At 59.8% G+C, this 19,796-nt stretch carries 14 protein-coding genes and 2 pseudogenes; 5 read left to right on the plus strand and 11 right to left on the minus strand.

The window, feature by feature from the left end; all coding sequences use genetic code 11:
- Nucleotides 1–2: 2 nt before the first annotated feature.
- From GSVR_RS16570 to GSVR_RS16580, 3 genes are all read right to left on the minus strand, one after another.
- Nucleotides 3–1,085, minus strand: a complete 1,083-nt coding sequence (locus tag GSVR_RS16570; protein WP_203978701.1) for an HD-GYP domain-containing protein — start codon at nucleotides 1,083–1,085, stop codon at nucleotides 3–5.
- Nucleotides 1,082–3,940 (minus strand): PAS domain S-box protein, encoded by a 2,859-nt coding sequence (locus GSVR_RS16575; RefSeq protein WP_173198625.1) that lies wholly within the window; start codon nucleotides 3,938–3,940, stop codon nucleotides 1,082–1,084. The genes GSVR_RS16570 and GSVR_RS16575 overlap by 4 nt, the downstream gene beginning before the upstream one ends.
- A gap of 204 nt (nucleotides 3,941–4,144) precedes the next feature.
- The gene (locus GSVR_RS16580) at nucleotides 4,145–7,396 is read right to left on the minus strand and encodes a BTAD domain-containing putative transcriptional regulator (RefSeq protein ID WP_173198627.1); all 3,252 of its coding nucleotides are present in this window, start codon (nucleotides 7,394–7,396) and stop codon (nucleotides 4,145–4,147) included.
- A 264-nt stretch (nucleotides 7,397–7,660) separates the two neighbouring features.
- Between GSVR_RS16580 and GSVR_RS16585 the strand changes: the two genes are divergently transcribed.
- The 5 genes from GSVR_RS16585 to GSVR_RS16605 all read left to right on the plus strand — a co-directional run bounded on the left by GSVR_RS16585 (nucleotide 7,661) and on the right by GSVR_RS16605 (nucleotide 11,370).
- Nucleotides 7,661–8,452, plus strand: coding sequence for an ATP-binding cassette domain-containing protein (locus GSVR_RS16585; RefSeq protein WP_173198629.1), 792 nt, complete (start codon nucleotides 7,661–7,663; stop codon nucleotides 8,450–8,452).
- On the plus strand, nucleotides 8,442–9,224 hold the full coding sequence (fetB, locus tag GSVR_RS16590) for an iron export ABC transporter permease subunit FetB (protein WP_173198631.1): 783 nt from the start codon (nucleotides 8,442–8,444) through the stop codon (nucleotides 9,222–9,224). The genes GSVR_RS16585 and fetB overlap by 11 nt, the downstream gene beginning before the upstream one ends.
- Before the next feature lie 258 nt (nucleotides 9,225–9,482).
- On the plus strand, nucleotides 9,483–10,229 hold the full coding sequence (locus tag GSVR_RS16595) for a GntR family transcriptional regulator (RefSeq protein WP_173198633.1): 747 nt from the start codon (nucleotides 9,483–9,485) through the stop codon (nucleotides 10,227–10,229).
- Nucleotides 10,226–11,059, plus strand: a complete 834-nt coding sequence (locus GSVR_RS16600) for a sulfite exporter TauE/SafE family protein (RefSeq protein WP_173198635.1) — start codon at nucleotides 10,226–10,228, stop codon at nucleotides 11,057–11,059. Before GSVR_RS16595 ends, GSVR_RS16600 begins: the two co-directional genes overlap by 4 nt.
- Nucleotides 11,059–11,370: a DUF1634 domain-containing protein gene (locus GSVR_RS16605; RefSeq protein ID WP_173198637.1), complete on the plus strand. Its 312-nt coding sequence runs from the start codon at nucleotides 11,059–11,061 to the stop codon at nucleotides 11,368–11,370. The genes GSVR_RS16600 and GSVR_RS16605 overlap by 1 nt, the downstream gene beginning before the upstream one ends.
- Nucleotides 11,371–11,510: 140 nt before the next feature.
- Here the strand turns inward: GSVR_RS16605 and GSVR_RS16610 are convergent, their stop codons facing one another.
- The 8 genes and pseudogenes from GSVR_RS16610 to zwf form a co-directional block, all read right to left on the minus strand.
- On the minus strand, nucleotides 11,511–12,515 hold the full coding sequence (locus GSVR_RS16610) for a glycosyltransferase (protein WP_173198639.1): 1,005 nt from the start codon (nucleotides 12,513–12,515) through the stop codon (nucleotides 11,511–11,513).
- Between the two features lie 158 nt (nucleotides 12,516–12,673).
- Nucleotides 12,674–14,059 carry a mercuric reductase gene (locus tag GSVR_RS16615; RefSeq protein WP_173198641.1) on the minus strand — a complete coding sequence of 462 codons (1,386 nt, stop codon included), beginning with the start codon at nucleotides 14,057–14,059 and terminating at the stop codon, nucleotides 12,674–12,676.
- A 23-nt stretch (nucleotides 14,060–14,082) separates the two neighbouring features.
- Nucleotides 14,083–14,319 (minus strand): annotated as a pseudogene (locus tag GSVR_RS22440) (hypothetical protein); the annotation flags it as partial.
- Nucleotides 14,302–14,691: pseudogene (locus GSVR_RS22445) on the minus strand (nuclear transport factor 2 family protein); the annotation flags it as partial. The pseudogenes GSVR_RS22440 and GSVR_RS22445, both read right to left, overlap by 18 nt.
- 213 nt (nucleotides 14,692–14,904) lie before the next feature.
- Nucleotides 14,905–15,654, minus strand: a complete 750-nt coding sequence (locus GSVR_RS16625) for an SDR family NAD(P)-dependent oxidoreductase (protein ID WP_173198643.1) — start codon at nucleotides 15,652–15,654, stop codon at nucleotides 14,905–14,907.
- 180 nt (nucleotides 15,655–15,834) lie between these two features.
- A complete protein-coding gene (locus GSVR_RS22255) occupies nucleotides 15,835–17,514 on the minus strand; it encodes an FAD-dependent oxidoreductase (protein WP_173198645.1) in 1,680 nt (559 codons plus the stop codon).
- Nucleotides 17,515–17,517: 3 nt separating this feature from the next.
- Nucleotides 17,518–18,255 (minus strand): 6-phosphogluconolactonase, encoded by a 738-nt coding sequence (gene pgl, locus GSVR_RS16635; RefSeq protein WP_173198647.1) that lies wholly within the window; start codon nucleotides 18,253–18,255, stop codon nucleotides 17,518–17,520.
- Nucleotides 18,252–19,784, minus strand: coding sequence for a glucose-6-phosphate dehydrogenase (zwf, locus tag GSVR_RS16640; RefSeq protein WP_173198650.1), 1,533 nt, complete (start codon nucleotides 19,782–19,784; stop codon nucleotides 18,252–18,254). Before zwf ends, pgl begins: the two co-directional genes overlap by 4 nt.
- Between the last annotated feature and the right edge of the window lie 12 nt (nucleotides 19,785–19,796).

Here is a 19,796-nt window from a genome sequence, read left to right on the forward strand (position 1 = left end):
TGTCATAGGGATTGCAAAGTGGGCGTCGCTCGGTCAGTGATGTCCGGTTCATTCGGATCGGCAAATTGTTCCTTTATCTCAACCAGTTCCGGAATGCGCCGTAAAAAGGCCTGTACCATCTCCGGTTCGAAGTGCGTGCCGCTGCACCTCCTGATCTCCTCGACCGCTTCGTCGACCTGCCAGGCCTTTTTGTAGGGGCGCACGCTGGTAAGGGCGTCAAAGACGTCGGCAATGGCGAGAACCCTGCTGAAAACCGGGATGTCGTACCCTTTCAGTCCGGCCGGATAGCCACTGCCGTCCCATCGCTCGTGATGGGTCAGAGCCAGCACGGCAGCACACTTCAGCAGATCGGAGGCATGGGAGCCGATGATCTTGTAGCCGATTTCACAATGGCTCCTGATGATGCGCCACTCCTCCTCGTCAAGCCTGCCCGTCTTGAGCAGAATGCTGTCGGGAATGCCGATCTTTCCCACGTCATGCATGGGGGCCGCGTTGTAAAGCAGTTCCGCCTCCTCCTCGGGAAGCCCGTATTCCAGGGCAATGATCCGGGAATAGCGGCACACCCTGCTGACATGCATGCCGGTTTCGTTATCCCGGTATTCCGCCGCCCGGCCGAGACGATTGAGAATCTCCCTGCGGGTTTCCGTCAACTCGGCCGTGCGCTCCCGCACGATGCTCTCCAGGGCCCGTTTCTGATCGTAGAGTGCCAGGTGGGTCTTTATCCGTGCCCGCACAACGGGGTAACGGATCGGCTTGGTGATGTAGTCGACCCCGCCGCAGGAGAATCCCACCGATTCGTCCTCCACCTCGTCGCGGGCCGTTACGAAAATGACCGGGATCCTCCTGGTCAGTGGGTCCGCCTTCAGACGGCGGCAGGTTTCGAAGCCATCCATCTCCGGCATCATCACGTCGAGCAGGATTATATCCACCCGCGTGGATCGGGCCACCTCGATAGCCTTCATCCCCCTGGTCGCCACCTTGACGATGTAATCGTCCATCAGGGCGCCGTTGAGAAGCCGTATGTTTTCCGGTGCATCATCGACGATGAGGACCGTAGCGCGCTGCTCATCCATGTTCCTCATCATGGCAACTGATCCTCCCCCGGCACGGGGAGCGGGATCCCCATTCTTTCCGAAAGCGCGGCCAGAATCACCAGGGCCGCATCGTAGTCGTAGCCGGCCAGGGCGGACCTGAGCCGCTCGACCTCTTGCCGTGGCAATCCTGCCAGCTCTTTCCGGCATTCGTCCAGATAAAATTCGGCCCGGCTGTCGTTTTCACGAATGTAGCGATACAGGTGAAGCAGTGTCACTCCGGCCCTGCTCATGTCGATCCCGGTGTCCGTATCATCCGGTTGGCTGTCTGCGGCAGGCAGGGCCTCTTTCAGAATCCGTACGAGACGGTGCATCTCGGCCTCGAAGCGTTGCAGGATCCCATCGAGCGAATGCCGGTGTTCGCCATGTCTGATGGCCTGTTCCAGGGCTGCCGCGATTTCCTGGAGATGCGATGCACCGATGCTTCCGGCTATTCCCCTGGTGGTGTGAGCGATCCGCTCCGCGAGTTCCCGATTACCCTCGGCCAGTGCTGCGGCGATGGCTGCCGGCGAGTCAGCATGCCCGAGCACGAACATTTCAACTATCTGCAGGTACAGCCTCCTGTCTCCTTCAACGCGTTTCAGGGCGTGGTCCGAATCCAGCCCCTCGATGGGAGGGATGACAACTCCCTCCTCCTGCCCCACCCCTCCCGGAGCGGGAGATGGCGGCACCGGAAGCGGCCGGCGCAGATGGGTCTGAATGGTCCTGAACAGGGTCTGCACGTCGATCGGCTTGGTAATGTGGTCGTCCATTCCTGCATCCCGGCTTTTCTGTACCTCTTCGGCCAGGGCGTGGGCTGTCATGGCAATGATGGGGAGCCGCCCAAAGCGGCCATCAGCCCTGATCCGGCGGGTTGCTTCGTAGCCGTCCATCTCCGGCATCTGCGCATCCATCAGCACCAGGTCGTACCCCCGGGCTTCCCCGGCGACCCTGTCCACCGCCTCCCTGCCGCTGGCGACCAGATCGATCGTGGCCCCGGTCTTTTTCAGGAACTCCCAAGCCAGCTGCCGGTTGATTTCGTTGTCGTCCACGACCAACAGCCGCACCCCCGTCAACCAGCCGGCTGCTGCGCGGGCATCCATGCCCCGTCTTTCGCCGGGCATAAGGGGGACATTCGGTGAATGACCCTCACCTGCCAGATCGAACCGGGCCGTAAAACTGAACTTGCTGCCCTGCCCCGGCTCGCTCTCGCCCCAGATCTCGCCCTCCATCATCTCCACCAACTGTTTCGAGATGGAAAGCCCCAGGCCGGTGCCACCGAATCGCCTGGTCGTGGAGCCGTCGGCTTGGGTAAAGGGACGGAACAGCTTGGCCAGGGATTCGGGCGTGAGCCCCACCCCGGTGTCCCGTACCGAAAAGCGCAACGTTACGCTGTCGCCCTTTTGCTCGTGAAGCGCAACGCTCAATGCCACCTCTCCGGTTTCCGTGAACTTTACGGCATTGCCCAGCAGGTTGATGATGACTTGGGTGAGCCGGAACGGATCGCCCATCAGATGACCGGGCACCTGGGGGGAAACGTCGAGCAGCAGTTCCAGCCCCTTCTCGGCAGCCTTTTGCTGGACAACGGCCATGACATGGGCAAGGGTTTCGTCAAGCCTGAACTCGGTGCTCTCCATGTCCAGCTTGCCCGCCTCTATCTTGGAAAAGTCCAGCAGGTCGTTGATGATCCTCAGCAGCGAAGCGGCGGAGGTACTGATCTTGCCGACGAAATCAAGAAGCTGCGGCGAAAGTTCGTGTTCCAGCGCCAGGGCCGAAAAACCGATAATGGCATTCAAGGGGGTACGGATTTCATGACTCATGTTGGCCAAAAACTGCGATTTGGCCCTGTTGGCCGCATCGGCCTCATCCTTTGCCCTTTGCAGCTCGTCCGCGATGCGTTTCCGTTCGGTGATGTCCTCTTTGACCGCCACATAATGGGTAATGGCTCCGCTCTCATCACGCAGGGGAGAGATGGAGGCATATTCCCAGTAAATTTCCCCGTTCTTTTTCTTGTTGCAGAATTCACCGCGCCATTCCTTGCCCTCCGAGATGGTAGCCCACAGCTCCCGGTAAAACTCGTCCGACTGTACCGCAGCCTTGAGAATCCTCGGGTTCTTGCCGATGGCTTCATCGGGCAGGTATCCGGTGGTTTGGGTGAATTTGGGATTTACATACTCGATGATGCCCTGGCTGTCGGTTATGGCCACGGTGGCCGGACTGTTCTCCACGGCGCGGGAGAGCTTGAGCACGTTCTCCTCGGCCATGATCCGCTCCGATATATCCAGAAACGTCACCACAGCGCCGACGATTTCGCCGTTGCGGAATTGGGGATATGACCAGAACTCCACCGGAAAACAGGTGCCGTCGGCACGCCAGAACACTTGGTCGTGAACATGGATACCCCCCTCTTTCCAGAGGGAGAGATGAATGGGACATTCCGCCTCCGGAAAGGGCGAACCATCCTTGTGGGAGTGATGAATCTGGGAATGCATGTTTTTCCCCACCAGTTCGTCCGGGCTGGAATAACCGAGCAGGCAGACGCAGGCAGTATTGCAGAAGGTGCAGTTTCCCTCCAGGTCGGTGCCGTAGATCGCCTCGGCAGCCGAGTCCAGAATGAGGCGCAGTTGGTCTTCGCTGCGACGCAGGGCTTCAAGGGCAGCCTCGGTTTCGCTGCCGCGCCACCTCGATGCGATCCAGGTCAGGCCGACGATGGTGACGACAGCTGCCAGCAGGACGCCGATGGTGGCGACAATGTCCGAGGCGTCGCTCATTCCTTGTGCAACGGCGCGATGAACAACAAGACAGGCGATGATGGTGAGCATTACGGCAATTATGGCGATAGAGCGCAGTTTCATATCATCGAATTTCATGGAGGTATTCTCTGTGGCCGGCCGATGCCCGGCTTGTGCCGCAGTCTTGACATCATCGGTTCCCCGGCTCGGGAAATCATGCAACATATGTACCCGGTGGGGGCCGGCTCTGCAATTGGGAGAACAAGCAGGCGCTGCTGAACGGCAGCAGAAAACCATGGACCGGGTAACGGATGGGGTAACACATACAAGTTAAATTGGATTTTATTTATCTTGTATGAACGAGTGGTAAATTTTCCTGGTCTGGCTGGAAGGGGTGATGCCGAGGGCTGCCTGAAGCGTCGTGCGGCACAGGTGGTAGATACCCACCGCCTCTGCCTTCTGGCCAAGACGGTTATGGCAGACCATGAGCCGCTGGTATATCTCTTCTGCGAGCGGATCCGCCTCATGGGCCCGGCGGTAGTAGGTGAGAGCGGTGTCCCAGCATTGGGCGCGTTCCAGTCCGGCACAAAACGCTTTCATTGCGCCCAAAAACGCATACTGCAGGCGGCTGCGGAAATTGATTTCCCAGTATTCGGTTTTCTCGCCGCTCAGGAACTCTCCCGCATACATCCGTATCATCTCGTCCACCAGACCGGCCAGGCTGTTGTCACGCGCGGCGGTTATCCCGTCTTCTTCCCGGCGCAGCCGGGCATCGATCCTGCCGGCCGACCCGGTTACGGCCCAGGCATCGACCCAGCACATGCTGCGATTCAGCGACAGCTTCCCCTCGCGCATCTCGACCAGATGATCGTCCCCCAGGAGACGCCGCAGGCGCGACAGGGCCATCTTGAGCGAACTGTAAGCGGCGTCCCCCATGGCGGACGGCCACAGCGCCTCGCAGAGCCAGTCGGCCGGCACCTCCCGGCCGCCATGAACGATGAGCGCCTTGAGCAGGGAAAGAGGCTTCTCCTGTTTCTTGCCGCTGAATACCAGGCGTTCCCCATGCCGTACGATTTCGAAACGCCCCAGGGTGTGGATCCGCAACGGCCAGGGCCAATCCCGGCTTTCCGCATGGCTGGCTTGGGGAGCCAGCCGGTGCCGTTTGATCAGCGCCCGGACATACTCCGGTTCGATATCGGCTTCCAATGCCCTGGAGCAAAGCGCGGCCATGATACGGGGGTTCCAGAAATGGTGCATCATGATCCGGTGCTGGCTGCCGAGCTGCATAGCCTGCTGCAGATGCTGCATCCCCCCGGCCCGGTCCTTCTCCCTGAATTCCATCCAGGCCATGATGCACCAGTACATGTACTGGACATAGGCGCAATGGATGGCATTTCCCGTACCTACAGCGTCCAGGCTCCGCCCGGCTTCCTCCTGCCGCCCCAGCTCGGAGAGCAGCTGCGCCCTGGCAATGACATTGATGGCAATCTCGACAGGGGCTCCCAGGCTCCTGGTCAATACCAGGGCGGTTTCCACATGCTCCAGTGCTGCCTGGCTGTTCCCTGCCAGAATGTGCTTCCACCCCATGATCTGGTTGTTGACGATAGGATAGATGAGGCCTTCCGCCCCCTGAAGCGCAGCTATCCGTTCGAGGAAACCATCGACCACCTTGCGTTCGAAATCGATGAAACCGGCCAGGGCCCCATAGAAGAGCATGTAGATATCGTACACATGCATGCCGGTGGAATCGGCACAGTCCAATGCCAGGGCGACTCCCTCGAGGCATTCCTTTTTGCTTGCCGTAAGACCATGGTATGAAGCGCTCAGCAGGCGCCACAGCACCAGCTCCAGGCCTGCGGTATCTCCGCGTTTCCTTGTCGGGGGATCGATTATATCCAGCAGGACCTTTGCCTTGACCAGCTGTCCGGTCTTGGTGTAGTGCAGCAGCAGAAAATTGCCGATCGTCAGGAGGCTCTCAAACTTCAGGGCACCATGCCGGAGCAATGCTTCGGCCCGCTCCTCGTAAAAAACGACGTTCCGGTGCCATGGCTGCCTGAAGCTGAAACTGAGCAGGATCACGCCGGTTATGCGCGCCTGCATGTCCTGGGGCAGCGCGTCCACCTGCTGTTCCATGTCGGCTGTCAGCCACACAATCTGCTGGTCCAGCCGGGAGAAATCCTTCCATTCGGTGATGATGCTCAGACCGATGCCCGACCAGGCCAGCAGCGCCCCGGTCGTGTCGCAGGTATGGATAAAGGCGTGGAAGGCCCGGCTGTAGCTTTGTTCTCCGGCACGAAGATCAAAGGGGTGAACAGCCACCCCCTGCCAGTAAAGCACGTGCGGATCACGCTCCAGCGTTTCCTGGGGCAGATGGGACAGCCACTGCAGCAGGGTCCTGTTTCTCCCCTGCTCGATCAGGGACTGGGCAGAGACGAGGATGACTTCGACGATACCGTCGAAATCCCGTGATTCGGCCAGAAGCTCGACCGCTTCAGCTACGGAATTCATCTCCAGCAAAAGAGCGGAGCTGGACTGCAGGATCCCGGACAGCTCGCTCGCGGTGAACAATCCCCGGGCCCTGGCGCGCAGAAAATCGCGAAAAAGGGGGTGATACTGGTAGACCGGCGTGTTCCCGGGGATCCAGTACGTAAAATAATGATTGCGGCTCAACTCGGTCAGGATGCTGGCGGCCCCGGACATGCCGGTAAGCCGTTCAGCCATGCCTGCAGTCAGGGAGGGGCAAAAGGAGGTCATAAGCAGAAAACGCTGTGTATCAGCAGGGGTCCTGCCGAATATCTCGCTGGCGAAATAATCGAACATCTCCTGCTGGGCATGGCTGTCGGAGATACTGCTGCCATGGTACTGCTGCAGGATGCTCTCCTTCATCAGGACGAGTCCGGCGGCCCAGCCGTCGGTCAGATGGTGCAGGTTTTCGGCGGCCTCCCCCAACTCCATGCCGGATCCGTCCCGGTGCAGCATCTCCAGAGACTCATCCAGGGTAAAACGCAGATCGTTCCACCCCAACAGGGCCATCCGCCTGTTGGCGCGCAAACGGGCGAACGGCGGGGGAAAACCATACCGGCTGATGGCGATGACCGTGCATCCCTTCGAGAGGGCGTCGATCCCGTGCTGCAGCATGCTATGGAACGACGCATCCTGAGGCAGCTCCTGGTAGTTATCCAGCACGAGGACGGGACATTGTTCTGAACCGTCCGGCACCTGGAGGGACATCCGCAGGCACAGTTCTTCAAAGAAGCGACGGGTGAACGTTTCGGTTTTGGGGCGGTATTCGGGCGTGAAGAGCGGCAGGCGCTTCTTCCGCCGGTTCATTCTGGCTTCCGCCTGTCCGAGGTAATAAAAGAACGTGGCCAGGTCAGCGTCACCGCTGTCGATCTGGTACCAGATGCAGGGAATCTCGCGGGATTCGAGCCAGCTGGCGATGAGGGAGGTCTTGCCGGAGCCGGCCGGAGCGGACAGCCAGAGCAGCGATGTGTCCCTGCCTTTGTCCAGCAGGCTGAACAAGCGCTCACGCTGAACGATATCCGCGACACCCGGAGGGGTGATTTTCGCTATGGATGCAGATTCACGGTTCATGTTCAGCAATCACAGTGGCAGCAGACGCTTGTAATCGGATGCAGGGAAGGTGCTTTTGTATCACTTCAATGTGACATATAAAAGCTTTTTTATCTTGTATTCAGCCATGTCACCAAACAGAATCGGGTCCGTAACATCGGGACATTTCATGCCATCCAAAGCACTTCCCTATGGTAGTATGTCGTCAAACTTAATGAATATCATCTTTCGTCGGTATGTATCGGGTATAGTATCAGCATGGCTGGGCAGCAGAGGAATGGATCAATGGGATATGGCGACAAGACTCAAAGCGGGACAAGAGTCACACTCGAAAGGGTGGGCGTTGTCAGGAAGAGCAAGGGGCAGGATACCACTATCCTCCATGACATATCATTCGACGCCCTTGCCGGGGAAATAACCACGATAGTAGGCCCGTCGGGGAGTGGGAAAAGTACCCTGATCCGGCTGATCAACCGCCTTGATGAGCCTTCTTCCGGCACCATTTCATTGAACGGAGAAAGTATCACGGCCATGGATCCGCTCTCTCTGCGTCGACGGGTCGCCATGGTACTGCAAAAGCCGTTCATGTTCGAAGGGACCGTTCTGGACAATCTGCAGCGCCCCTTTCTCTATCGCAGGGAGATTCCCCCGCATGGTACGAGCGAGAAAGTCGAGCGCGTCCTCAGCCTTGCCAAGCTCTCGCCAAAATTGCTGGAGCGGGATGCCCGTTCCCTTTCCGGCGGCGAGCAACAGCGGGTCAACCTGGCTCGGGCACTGATCGGCTATCCGGAGGTATTGCTGCTGGACGAACCCACAAGCGCCCTGGACCGCCCCACTGCCGATCATTTGGCGGCGACCCTGCATGACGTCTGCCGTTCCGAAGAGCTGGCCATTATCATGGTAACCCATGACCTCCGCCTGGCCGAACATACCGCATACCACCTGATATACCTCGAACAGGGGCGGATTGTCGAAGCGGGCAACGCTGCCGAGCTGTGGAGGCAGCCTAAGACGGAAGCATTCCGCCGCTTTCTGGCCGAACCGGTATGGAAGGAGAACCCCCAGCATGGAAAATAATCACGTTGTCCCCATGGACCTGCTGCAGCTCTCCTGCGCCTACGGACTGATCCTGTTATCGATAGCCTTGACTCGCCTGCGCAAGATTGGTCAGGAAAAACAACTCCTTTGGGCATCAATCCGCATGGTCCTCCAGTTGCTGGCGGTGGGGTATCTGCTTCATGTGGTATTTACCGTACGTTCTCCCCTGCCAGTCGTTCTGATGCTTCTGGCCATGACCGGCTTCTCACTTCAGGTTGCCGGCACCCGCATAAAGAAGCGGATGCCGCATTTCTACCGGGTGGCGGGCTCCTCCATCATCATCGGATGTGGCGGGGTGACCTTCTATTTCTGCTCGCTGGTCGTCGGGTACACCCCCTGGTTCGATCCGCGCTACCTGATCCCGCTGGCCGGCATGATCATTGGCAATGCCATGAACGGCGCCAGCCTGGCGGCCGAGCGGCTGACATCGGAAATGTATGAGCGCCGGGAGGAGATTGAAACGGCCCTCTGCCTGGGAGCGACCACGCGGCAGGCTGCCGAACCGGCAGTACGCGCTGCGTACGCCGCCTCCCTGATCCCGACCATGAACACCATGGCTGCCACCGGTATCGTGGCCCTGCCGGGCATGATGACCGGCCAGATCCTCTCGGGAACGGAGCCGATTGTCGCGGTCCGCTATCAGATCGCCATCATGTGTGCCATCACCGGTGCGGTGGCCATCACTTCGTTTATGCTTCTCCTGCAGGGATACCGGCACTACTTTACCGAGGCTCACCAGTTGAAGGGATAGATCCGGCAGGATCCATCATCCCTGCTGTGCGCACTCTGCATTCACCTGACACACATGCCCTCATCCATATCGCACTCCCTGGCATCGCCTCCGTTCTTGCCATACTGAACCGAAGCTGCTCAATGTAGCAGCATCAGCCCTGAAAACAGTACATTCAAACCAGGATGCTGGCGTCCGTATTTAGGACTTGTCCTCATTAGACGTCGATGCTATGTTGTTATGACATCATAACCTTTAGCCCTAAGAGGAAATAAGCCTGTGCTGGATCCAGAAAGCCGAATGCCGCTTTACCACCAGATCGAGAATCACCTCAGGGAGATCATCGAGAACGGCACATGGAAGGCCGGAGAAGCGATCCCCCCCGAGAGGCTGCTGATCGAGCAGTATGGGGTCAGCAGGATCACGATCCGCCAAGCCCTGGCAAATCTCGTGGCTGCCGGGCTGCTTTACCGGAAACATGGCCGGGGGACCTTTGTGGCTGGTTTGCAGGATCGGCCCATAACCGAATCGCTTGCCAATCTGACGGGACATCTGGAAGAGCTGCAATTGCGCGGACTCGATCTCCAGGTCGAGGTGCTGGCGCTGGAGATCCGCCCGATGACCGCCGAGGTGGCGGAGGCTCTTCAGCGTGATCCGGGTGCTGACGGGTGGTATCTGTACCGGATCGTTACCGTCGAACAGCAACCGCTCATGCTCTCGACCATCTGGCTGCCCTGTGACCTGGAAATAGAGCTGAACGAGAACGTCCTGAAACAGCACGGTATGGCGCTGTTGCTGACCAACCACGGTATATTCCCCCTGCGAGGCAGCCAGCGGATCGGCGCCACGAGCGCCGGCCCGGAGGAGGCCCGCCTGCTGGGCATCCGGGCAGGAGAGGCGGTATTGCGTGTCAGCAGGGTGATCCTTGGCGCCGCAGACCGCCCGCTCGTATGGTTCAGGACACTATATCGCTCCGATCGTTACGAATACGAAGTGGAGCTGAAGAGAGGCAGATCGCAAGCATGATTACGACCACACTGGAGATATTTTTAATCGCCATATCGGCCGGCATTGTCGGCTCGATCCTGGGACTGGGGGGTGGGATCATCATCGTGCCAGCCCTGACCCTGCTGTTCGGCGTACCGATGCGCACGGCCGTGGCGGCCTCGACAGTTTCCATCATTGCCACTTCGACCGGCGCGGCAGTGGCCTACCTGCACGACCGGCTGTCCAACGTACGGGTAGCCATGTGGCTGGAAATGGGGACAGCCACCGGGGCGCTGAGCGGGGCTCTGGTAGCCGGCTACCTCAACCAGCGCCTGCTGTTCATGATGTTTGGCCTGCTGCTGGCCTATTCCGGCTACAACATGTTCAAAACCCGCAAGGCGGAACTGCCGGGCGATGTACAGCCCGACAGGGTATCGAAACGACTGCGCCTCGGCGGTTCCTACCACGACCAGGCGCTCAACACCCGGGTGGGCTATCAGGTGACCAGGTGCATTCCCGGCCTGATCATCATGTATTTTTCAGGAGCCGCGGCAGGCATTCTCGGTATCGGTGCCGGCATTTTCAAGGTACCTGCAATGGATCAGGTGATGCGCATGCCCTTCAAGGTTTCGACCGCCACCTCAAACTTCATGATCGGGGTAACCGCTGCTTCCGGCGCGGTGGTCTATTTCGCCCGGGGCGATGTGAAACCGCTGATTGCAGGACCGGTGGTGTTGGGGGTATTGCTGGGCGCGCTGGTGGGGGCACGGCTGATGGTCAGGATGAACACGACCACCATCCGCAAGCTCTTCATCCCGTTGATAATTTACACAGCCATTCTCATGATGTACAAGGGGATCAGCCACTGATGAACGTCGAACACCAGGAAAATAATGGAGTTATGCCGATAGAAATGATTCTGGCCCGCCTGCTGCGCACCGGCTCCATCATCGCCGCCGTGCTGCTGGCCACCGGGATTGCAGCCATGCTGCTGACAGGCGCGGACTTTGCGCCGCGGCTCATCACCGCCGGCCTGGTCGTGCTCCTGGGGACACCGATCATGCGGGTACTGGTTTCCGGGCTGGTCTTCTACCGGGAAAAGGATTGGCTTTTCACCCTGTTCTGCCTGATCGTGCTCTGTTCCCTCGCTGCCGGCGTGATGCTGGGCCGGGTTGAATAACGGGCTCACGGTCCGGCCGAGCGCTGCCGTGCTCGCCCTCCGTTCCCGACCATCCTGTCCCCGGCTCTCATACGCCGGCCCTCCTCCAAGCACAAGAACCGATCCTTCGCATTGCCGCCGTCAGTCGGCGGCGCCCCCGATCATGCCAGCGAACGGTACAGATTCAGGTAGGCTTCGGCCTCTCGTACCGGATCGTGATTCTCGCGGATGTATCGCTCGGCATTGGTTCCAATTACGATCCGAAGGGCGCGGTCGCCGAGAATCTCGACCAATCTGTCGCGTAACCCCTCTTCGCCAGCATACAGCCAGCCGGTTTCGCCGTGGCGTATCAGCGAACGGTTGCCGGGTATGTCTACAGCCAGCACCGGTCTTCCCAGAGCCATGGCCTCCATCAGGCAGTTCGGCATTCCTTCGTAGAGCGACGTGTTGAGGACAACTCCGGCCTCCCGGTATAGAGCTCCCATCTCATGGTATGGCACTTCCCCCAGCCAGCGCACCCAGCTGGACCGGGAGATCAGATCGAAGATCGTCGCGGCATATGCGCGGTCGATCACTCCGCCGGCTATGAGGAGCCGCAGGGGCGAACCGTTCATTCGTATTCCCTCTGTGGCGCGGATAGCACTTTCGATGTTCTTGACCGGCCGCAGCGCAGCCGGAAGCAGTACAAACGGTTTGTCGTCCGGACGGCACGCGCTGCAGATGGACTCGGCCCGGCATTCAACACCCTGGGGAATAATTGCACAGCGTCGCGCAACGCCGGGAAAATGCGCTGCAACCTGCTCCGCCTCCGTCACGCTGAAGCAGACAATCGAATCTGCCCGCGCCAGTGCCCGGGTGGTCGACAGATGGCCACGCAGCGCATCATCGTATATGTCGCTTCCGGTGACCGTGATTACCAGTGGCCTTTTCAGCCGTTCTGCCAGGTCTGCCGCCCGTTCACCGCAATAGCGGATGTGAAAGGCATGTACGATGTCCGGCATGAACGAGAGCGCCTGCGCTTCAATTTCCTCTGGCGACACCGCATCCAGAGGAAGAATCGCAATCTCGGCGCCGGCCCGTTGAAGGTGGTGCCCGATTCGGTTGACCGTAGTGATGTTGCCGCGGACAGGTCCGCGAGAATAGGGGGAGATGAGGATGGCACGCATGACGGGAATATGAATCAAAAGGAATTTAGGTTCAAGACCATTCAGTCTCGAGGATAGAAACCTGGGTCGATTTAACTTTTAAATCTTAAATGGACCCCATACTTGCATAGCAAAACAGAAGAGGGCGTTCACCTATTCCTGTTTTCCTCCTGCAGCCGTCATGACTCCTTGAGGTAATCGAACAGGGTATTCAGCGCTTCGGCCAGGTTCGGATGGGTGAACACGGCGTCGCGCAGCGCGGTGTACGGCAGCCGGCCCATCATGGCTATCTGCAGCTGGGCGATGAGTTCTCCCCCTTCGATCCCAAGAACCGCTGCACCGAGAATCTGGCCGTTCTCCGCGTCAATCACCGCCTTTAAAAATCCTCTGGTTTCATCCGTTTCCAATGCGCGGGCCACCTGCGCCATCGGCATCTTGGCCACACTGATCCGGCGCCCCTGGGCCCGTGCCTCCGCTTCGCTGAGACCGACGCGGCCGAGCTGCGGATCGATGAACACGGTGTAGGGCACCAGTCGCCCGGAAATGGTGGCTTTCCCCTCCTCCAGGAGAAGCCGGCGAATCACGCGGAAATCGTCATAGGAAATGTGGGTGAAGGCCGGCCCCCCTTTGATGTCGCCAAGGGCGTAAATCCCCTGTACGCTGGTCTCCAGCGTCTCGTTGACGCGGATGAAGCCGTGCGGGTCCGTGGCAATACCGGCTGCGGAGAGGTTCAGCCGGTCGCTGTTCGGCACCCGTCCGGTAGCCACCAACAGATGTGACCCCTCCAGGTGTTCTCCTGAGCGGAGCGTCAGAGCGATCCGCGGGGGATGGGATTCGATGTCCGTCACCTCGGCGTTCAGGACTATCGTGACTCCGTCTTCCTGCAGGATTGCCTGCACCTCTTCGGCCACATCCGGATCTTCGCGTGCCAGCAGTTGTTTTCCGGAATGGATGATGGTGACTTCGCTGCCGAGGCGCCGGAAAAGCTGCCCGAACTCCAGCCCCACGTATCCGCCCCCCAAGACCAGCAGGTGCTGCGGAGTGGCATCGAGTTCCATGATGGAGGTGCTGTCCAGAAAGGGGACCTCCCGCAACCCCGGGATATTGGGAACTGAAGGGCGGCACCCGGCGTTGATGAATATCCGCGGCGCCGCAAGGGTCACTGTCTGCCCCGCTCCGGTGGAGACCAGGATCTCCCTCGGCCCGGCAAAGGCGGCCTCCCCCTCGATCAGGTCCAGGCCGGGAGTGTTCTCGATGCGCTTTTGGTTCCCGCTTCGGAAACTGTCGACGATGTCCCGCTTGCGCTCCCGCACACGGGCCATGTCGACCTCCACAGCCCCGGTCTTGACGCCGTAATCTCCGGCACGGCGCGCCAGATAGGCGACACGGCCGCTGGCGATCATGGTCTTGCTCGGCGTACACCCTTCATTGACGCAGGTTCCGCCGATGTGCTCCCGCTCCACCAGGGCCGTTCGCAGCCCCGCGTTGGCTAGCGCCTGGCAGAGCGGCGTCCCCGCCTGGCCGGAACCGATGACAATGGCGTCATACTGTCTGGAATCATTCATCCGGCACCTCCGAGTCGTTCGCGGTGAGTAGCCCTGATCGCGCCCGCGACGCGATCGATCTCGCCGCGGCCTCGGTAAACGCCTCCCATGGGATCGCAGAACATGCAATCGTCGGTGAAGATCTCGTCAATGGCCGCGCGCCGACGCACGGGGTCGTTTTCACCGAAGACGTCGTGAAGATTGCGGGGCAGCAAGGTCGATATGTTTCTTGTTTTCAATCTTGATTCCTCAACCGGTTCAGCGAACGAAGTGCCAAACATCGGCAGACCGCTTTTTGATTCGTCCTTGGTGGCTTCGTCCTGCAGTACATCCCAATGCTCTGCCAAGCGTCCGCCTTCCAGCCTCACGATGTCGGCAGCAATCCATGCCCGGGGCCGGCCGTGCCCACTAAACCGCCCGTGCAGCATCACATAGTCCCCCTCTGCCAGGATGCGTGCGTTCTCATAACGCAGCGTGTCCGGCAGGCTGCGGATGAGGTTGAACAAACCGTCTCGTCCAGGCTCTATGTGGGCACTGTGTTGAATATACGTTTCTGACCAGAACTCCGCCGCTTTCACGTAATTACGCTTGTTGAAGAGCGTATCGAATGCCTTCAGAACAAATGCTTTGCTTTCTTCAGACTTCATGTCCATGCATACCTCCCGTGTCTAGCGGCCATGCTCGAAATAGCCAAGCCCTTCATGGCCGCTGTCGCGAGCGCCGCGGCGGCGAGCGGTCTCTTGAGTACATGTCCGGTACCGGCAGCGTGGTGGCGCTCTCGCAGAGCGCGCCGTAAAGGCAGACGATGCCCTGGGGGCCAGCGCCGAGAAGCGGCACGCCCGTTTCCTGCATCTTGTCATCCACCATCAAACGGCAGTCATTCCGCCGTCGACCAGATAAGACCCACCAGTGATGAACGATGCCTTGTCGGATGAGAGGAACACAATGATCTGGGCGACCTCTTCGGGCCTCCCGGTACGTCCGAGCGGTACGGTCTCGGTCAAGGCGGCCTTCCTCTCTTGTGTGCCGGTGAACCGGTCCAGCATCCCTGTCTCGATTGGACCAGGAGCGACAGCGTTAACGCGTACCCCTGATGCGGCGGCCTCGAGTGCGGCCGACTTTGTCAATCCTTCGACCGCATGCTTGCTCGCCGTGTATACGGATGCGCCAGCAGCACCAATATGGCCGACAACGGACGACACGTTGACGATGCTGCCGTTTCCCTGGGCAAGCATCAAGCGCATTTCGTGCTTCATGCAGAGCAGTGTACCCAGGACGTTTGTGTCGAAGGTCGCGGCGTAACTTTCTGCGGTCTGTTCCGTCACCGGGCCAGGTGTGCCTTCGGTTCCAGCACAATTGACAGCAGTATCCAGACGGCCAAAGCGCGCGACAACCTGATCGACCAGGGCGCGTACCTCATCCTCCTTCCGCACATCGCAACGCAGGAATATAGCCTCAACATCCGACTTGCGAATCTCAGCAACCAGTCTGTCGCCTTCTTCTTCTCTTCGGCCGGAAATAACGATGCGCCGTCTGCCTTCGTTCGCGAACGCGAGCGCTGTGGCACGTCCGATACCTGACAGTGCGCCAGTAATTAAAACAACGGGTGTAGTCATGTAAGTCCTCCTTGAAGTCCTTTTCTTTACCTTGCTCATTGGCTATCTAGTCGCTTACGTACGGTGAACAATGAATGGCACGTTCACCCCTATGGGAACCTCCCGCTCGCGGCCCGGCGGTGGTGAGGGTACTTAATGTTGTTCCCCTTCTTGTCGAACACCAGCTCGAATCGAGTCTCCTTACTCGCTCAATACCCGATGGACGAACAGGACGGCGTTGGCCCCCTCCCCCACTGCCGATGCTACCCGCTTGGGATTGCCGGCCCTGACGTCGCCGGTCGCGAACACGGCCGGTATGCTCGTCTCCAGGAAATACGGAGCCCTGGTAAAGGGCCACTGCGCACCGGTCAAGTCGCCGTGCGACAGATCAGGCCCGGTCTTTATGAACGCCTTGTCGTCGAGAGCGATGCATCCCTCTAGCCACGCGGTGTTCGGATCGGCGCCGGTCATCACGAAGACATGGCGGATATCGTGGACCTCGGTCTCCCCCGATTGATTGTCGCGCCAGCGAACGCGCTCAAGATGATCCTCTCCCTCAAGCGCGGCGATCTCCGTGTGCGTCCGCAGTACGATCGAGGGACTTTCTTCGATGCGCCGTATGAGATAGCGCGACATCGTCTCTGCCAAGCCACCCGACCGGATCAAAACGTGCACGTTCTTGACGAACCGCGAAAGGAATACCGCCGCCTGCCCCGCGGAATTGCCACCCCCCACCACGACAACGTTCTCACCGTTGCATATCCGCGCCTCGATGAACGTCGCGCCATAATAAATGCCTGCCCCTTCGAACCGTGACAGGTACTCAAGGGCCAGCCGCCGGTATTGGGCACCGGACGCGATGATCACGGCGCGCGCCTGTATCCGCGAACCATCGTCTATTTCTATGGAGTACGGCTTTTTGTCACAGTTGAGCCGTATCGCTGATCTGGCGATGAGCACCTCGGCGCCGAACTTCTGTGCCTGCGTGTAGGCACGCCCCGCCAGTTCCTGACCGGAGATGCCGTTGGGAAAGCCGAGATAGTTCTCGATTCTCGAGCTTGAGCCCGCCTGCCCTCCCGGTGCATCGGTTTCCAGCACCAGCACATCGAGTCCTTCCGATGCCGCGTACACAGCCGCGGCCAACCCGGCCGGCCCGGCACCCACAATAACCACGTCACGAATTTGCGTCCGGCCGATGGCATCGTTGAAGCCCAGGCAGTCCGCCAGTTGCTGATTCGTCGGATTTCGCAGGACGTGCCGCCCGTAACAGATCACGACCGGCACCTCCTCAACGATGACCTGAAACCGGTCGAGCAACGCCTGGACATCCGGGTCACGCTCCACATCGACCGATGCATAGGGATGACCATTACGCGTGAGGAACTCCCGGAGCCGCAGCGTTCCGGCAGAATGGCTCGATCCGACCAGTACGACGTCTCCGAAACCTCGCGCAATCAGCTCCACCCGGCGCAGGATAAAGGCCCTCATCACTATTTCGCTCAACTCGCTGTCAGCCTGCACAAGTGCCAGCAGGTGAGTGCGGTCCAGCTGAATGATTTCGGAAGGCTCGCTTGCACGAAGCCGCAAAAATGCGCGACGTCCCGCAAGCAGGCCCAATTCCCCCGTAAACTGCCCGGCCCGGCAGATGGCCACCACTTCCTGGACCTCGCCCGATACCCGCACGATGTCGATCTGACCGGTCTTGACGACAAAAAAGCGCGTGTATTCCTCGCCCGGTTCCAGCAGCACCTTCCCGGCTGGAACGCGCAGCGTCTGCCCATGCAAAGCGATACGCGCCACCTGCTCCACTGTCAGCTGGGGAAACATCCGGTCCGGCTGCTCACCGGGAAGCGCCACTGTTGATGGTCTCGGATCGGTCATGGACTATTTCGCCTCTCTCTGCAGTGCCTGCAGCCCTTTCGCCGCCTCGCGATCCACCAGCCACAGGAGCCGGCCGCTCGGTCGAATCAGGCGGGCAGGAATCCGGTCAGGCTGGGGTGTTTCCTCCAGCACTTCCCGCAGTGCCCGGGCCTTGCTGCTGCCCGACACCAGGAAAATGACCAGATCGGCTTGATTGATGACCTGAGCGGTAAGAGTCAGCCGGTGCAGCCCCTGCTCTGCCGCAGGGACCTCGGCCACCCAGCGCTGCCGTTCGCCCAGGACAGGGCTTCCCGGAAAGAGGGAAGCGGTATGTCCGTCTTCTCCCAACCCCAGCAGGATCAGGTCGAATCGAGGCGGACCGCCCTCAAAAAACTCCCGCAGAAGTGCTTCGTATTTGCGGGCGGAATCTGCTGGAGACTGGTCGCAGACCATGGCATGGACGTGATCCGGGGGAATGGGAACATGATCCAGCAGCGCTTCGCGGGCCATGCGGGCATTGTTGCGCGGGTCGATTGCAGCTACGCAGCGTTCGTCTCCCCAGAAAATGTGCGTCTGGTTCCAGGGAAACGCGTCCCGGAACGGCGGTTGGGCGAGCAGTTCATAGGTACGGCGCGGCGTGCCTCCTCCTGCAAGGGCAACAGTGAATCGCCCCTTTTCCCGCACCGCCCGGCGCGCCTCTTCCGCCACAAGTCCGGCGGCCACGGCGCTCAAGGATTCCAGGTCGGCGCATACCCTGATCAAGACGCTTCCTCTTCCGGCTCTTCCGGCCTGACATCGGGCTTAAGCCAGCTGTGCCCATCCTGGGCAATCAGCATATCAGCGGTTTCAGGCCCCCATTCCCCGGCCGGATAATTGGGAAAATCAGCCGGAGGCACCGAGTCCCAGACATCGAGAATCGGAGTAAGCACGGACCAGGCGCTTTCGACCTGGTCGGCCCGCATGAACAGCGTCGCGTCGCCGCGCATGATGTCGAGCAGGAGCGTTTCGTACGCTTCGGGAGGTGATGCCTTGAACGCATCCCGGTAGAGAAACTGCATATCCACCGGGCCTAGCAGCATGCGCGTGCCCGGTTGCTTGGCCTGTATCCGCGAGACAATGCCCTCTTCGGGCTGAATGCGGATTACCAGCCGGTTGGGTTGCCAGCTTTCCGCTGCTGTCGACGGAAAAGGATGGTGAGGGGCCGGGCGGAAGAGGATCACGACTTCGGATACCTTGGCACGCAGGCATTTTCCCGTCCGGAGATAAAACGGGACCCCCTGCCAACGCCAGTTGTCCACATACAGCTTGAGAGCGGCAAAGGTTTCGGTAGGGGAATCAGGGGCAACATTCGGCTCATCGCGATAGGCCGATGCCGGCTTGCCGCAAATCGAGCCGGCGCCGTACTGGCCGCGCACTGCCACATGGTGGACCTTCTCCGGCAGTATCGGGCTGATGGCGCGCAGCACATCGACCTTCTTGTTACGCACCTCGTTGGCATCGAAGGAGACCGGCGGTTCCATGGCAATCAGACACAAGATCTGGAGGAGATGGTTCTGCATCATGTCCCGCAAGGCGCCGGCACGGTCGTAGTAGCCGCCACGATGTTCCACACCCACCGTTTCCGCCACCGTAATCTGGACATGGTCGATATAGCGCCGGTTCCAGATGGGCTCGAACAGCGCGTTGGCAAAGCGGAAGGCCAGGATATTCTGCACCGTCTCTTTTCCCAGGTAATGGTCGATCCGGTAGATCTGCGACTCCGCGAACATGCCGGTGAGCAGGCGATCGAGCTCGCGGGCCGTTTTCAGGTCGCGGCCAAAGGGTTTTTCCACCACCAGCCGTTCACGTTCACAATCCGTGCACAGCCCGAGTTGCTCCAACTGGCGGGCAACGGCATCTATCTGAGACGGCGGAATGGCAAGGTAGAAAATCCTGTGGGAAGCGGCCCGTCCCCCCCGGTCAATCTCCTCCAGCCGCCTCTTGAGCACTGCGCCCATTTCAGGGTCGCTGAATTCTCCGCTGATGAAAGAAATATGGGAGACGAATTCCTGCCAGATCCGCTCATCCGGTTTACCGCGCCGGGAGGAGCTGTCGACACCTTCTTTCAGGTGCCGGTGATAGTCCTCCTCGTTGAAACGGTGGTGACCAATGCCGATAACGGTGAACTGCCGCGGAAGACGCTGATCGAGAAAGAGATTGTAGAGCGCGGGAATCAGCTTCCGCCAGGTCAGATCCCCTCCTGCGCCGAAAATGACCATCACGATCGATTCGGATTTGATATCCATGAGCATGGCACCTTTCAA

Origin of the sequence: Geobacter sp. SVR (assembly GCF_016865365.1) — a bacterium.
In the GTDB taxonomy this organism is placed as follows: domain Bacteria; phylum Desulfobacterota; class Desulfuromonadia; order Geobacterales; family Pseudopelobacteraceae; genus Pelotalea.

Bases quoted from the DNA above. Each gene is read 5' to 3' on its own strand.
- GSVR_RS16570 (WP_203978701.1), bottom strand. From the start codon at position 1,085: ATGATGAGGAACATGGATGAGCAGCGCGCTACGGTCCTCATCGTCGAT.
- GSVR_RS22255 (WP_173198645.1), bottom strand. From the start codon at position 17,514: ATGACCGATCCGAGACCATCAACAGTGGCGCTTCCCGGTGAGCAGCCG.
- GSVR_RS16605 (WP_173198637.1), top strand. From the start codon at position 11,059: ATGAACGTCGAACACCAGGAAAATAATGGAGTTATGCCGATAGAAATG.
- GSVR_RS16615 (WP_173198641.1), bottom strand. From the start codon at position 14,059: ATGAATGATTCCAGACAGTATGACGCCATTGTCATCGGTTCCGGCCAG.
- GSVR_RS16585 (WP_173198629.1), top strand. From the start codon at position 7,661: ATGGGATATGGCGACAAGACTCAAAGCGGGACAAGAGTCACACTCGAA.
- GSVR_RS16580 (WP_173198627.1), bottom strand. From the start codon at position 7,396: ATGAACCGTGAATCTGCATCCATAGCGAAAATCACCCCTCCGGGTGTC.
- GSVR_RS16625 (WP_173198643.1), bottom strand. From the start codon at position 15,654: ATGACTACACCCGTTGTTTTAATTACTGGCGCACTGTCAGGTATCGGA.
- GSVR_RS16600 (WP_173198635.1), top strand. From the start codon at position 10,226: ATGATTACGACCACACTGGAGATATTTTTAATCGCCATATCGGCCGGC.
- GSVR_RS16610 (WP_173198639.1), bottom strand. From the start codon at position 12,515: ATGCGTGCCATCCTCATCTCCCCCTATTCTCGCGGACCTGTCCGCGGC.
- fetB (WP_173198631.1), top strand. From the start codon at position 8,442: ATGGAAAATAATCACGTTGTCCCCATGGACCTGCTGCAGCTCTCCTGC.
- zwf (WP_173198650.1), bottom strand. From the start codon at position 19,784: ATGCTCATGGATATCAAATCCGAATCGATCGTGATGGTCATTTTCGGC.
- GSVR_RS16575 (WP_173198625.1), bottom strand. From the start codon at position 3,940: ATGAAATTCGATGATATGAAACTGCGCTCTATCGCCATAATTGCCGTA.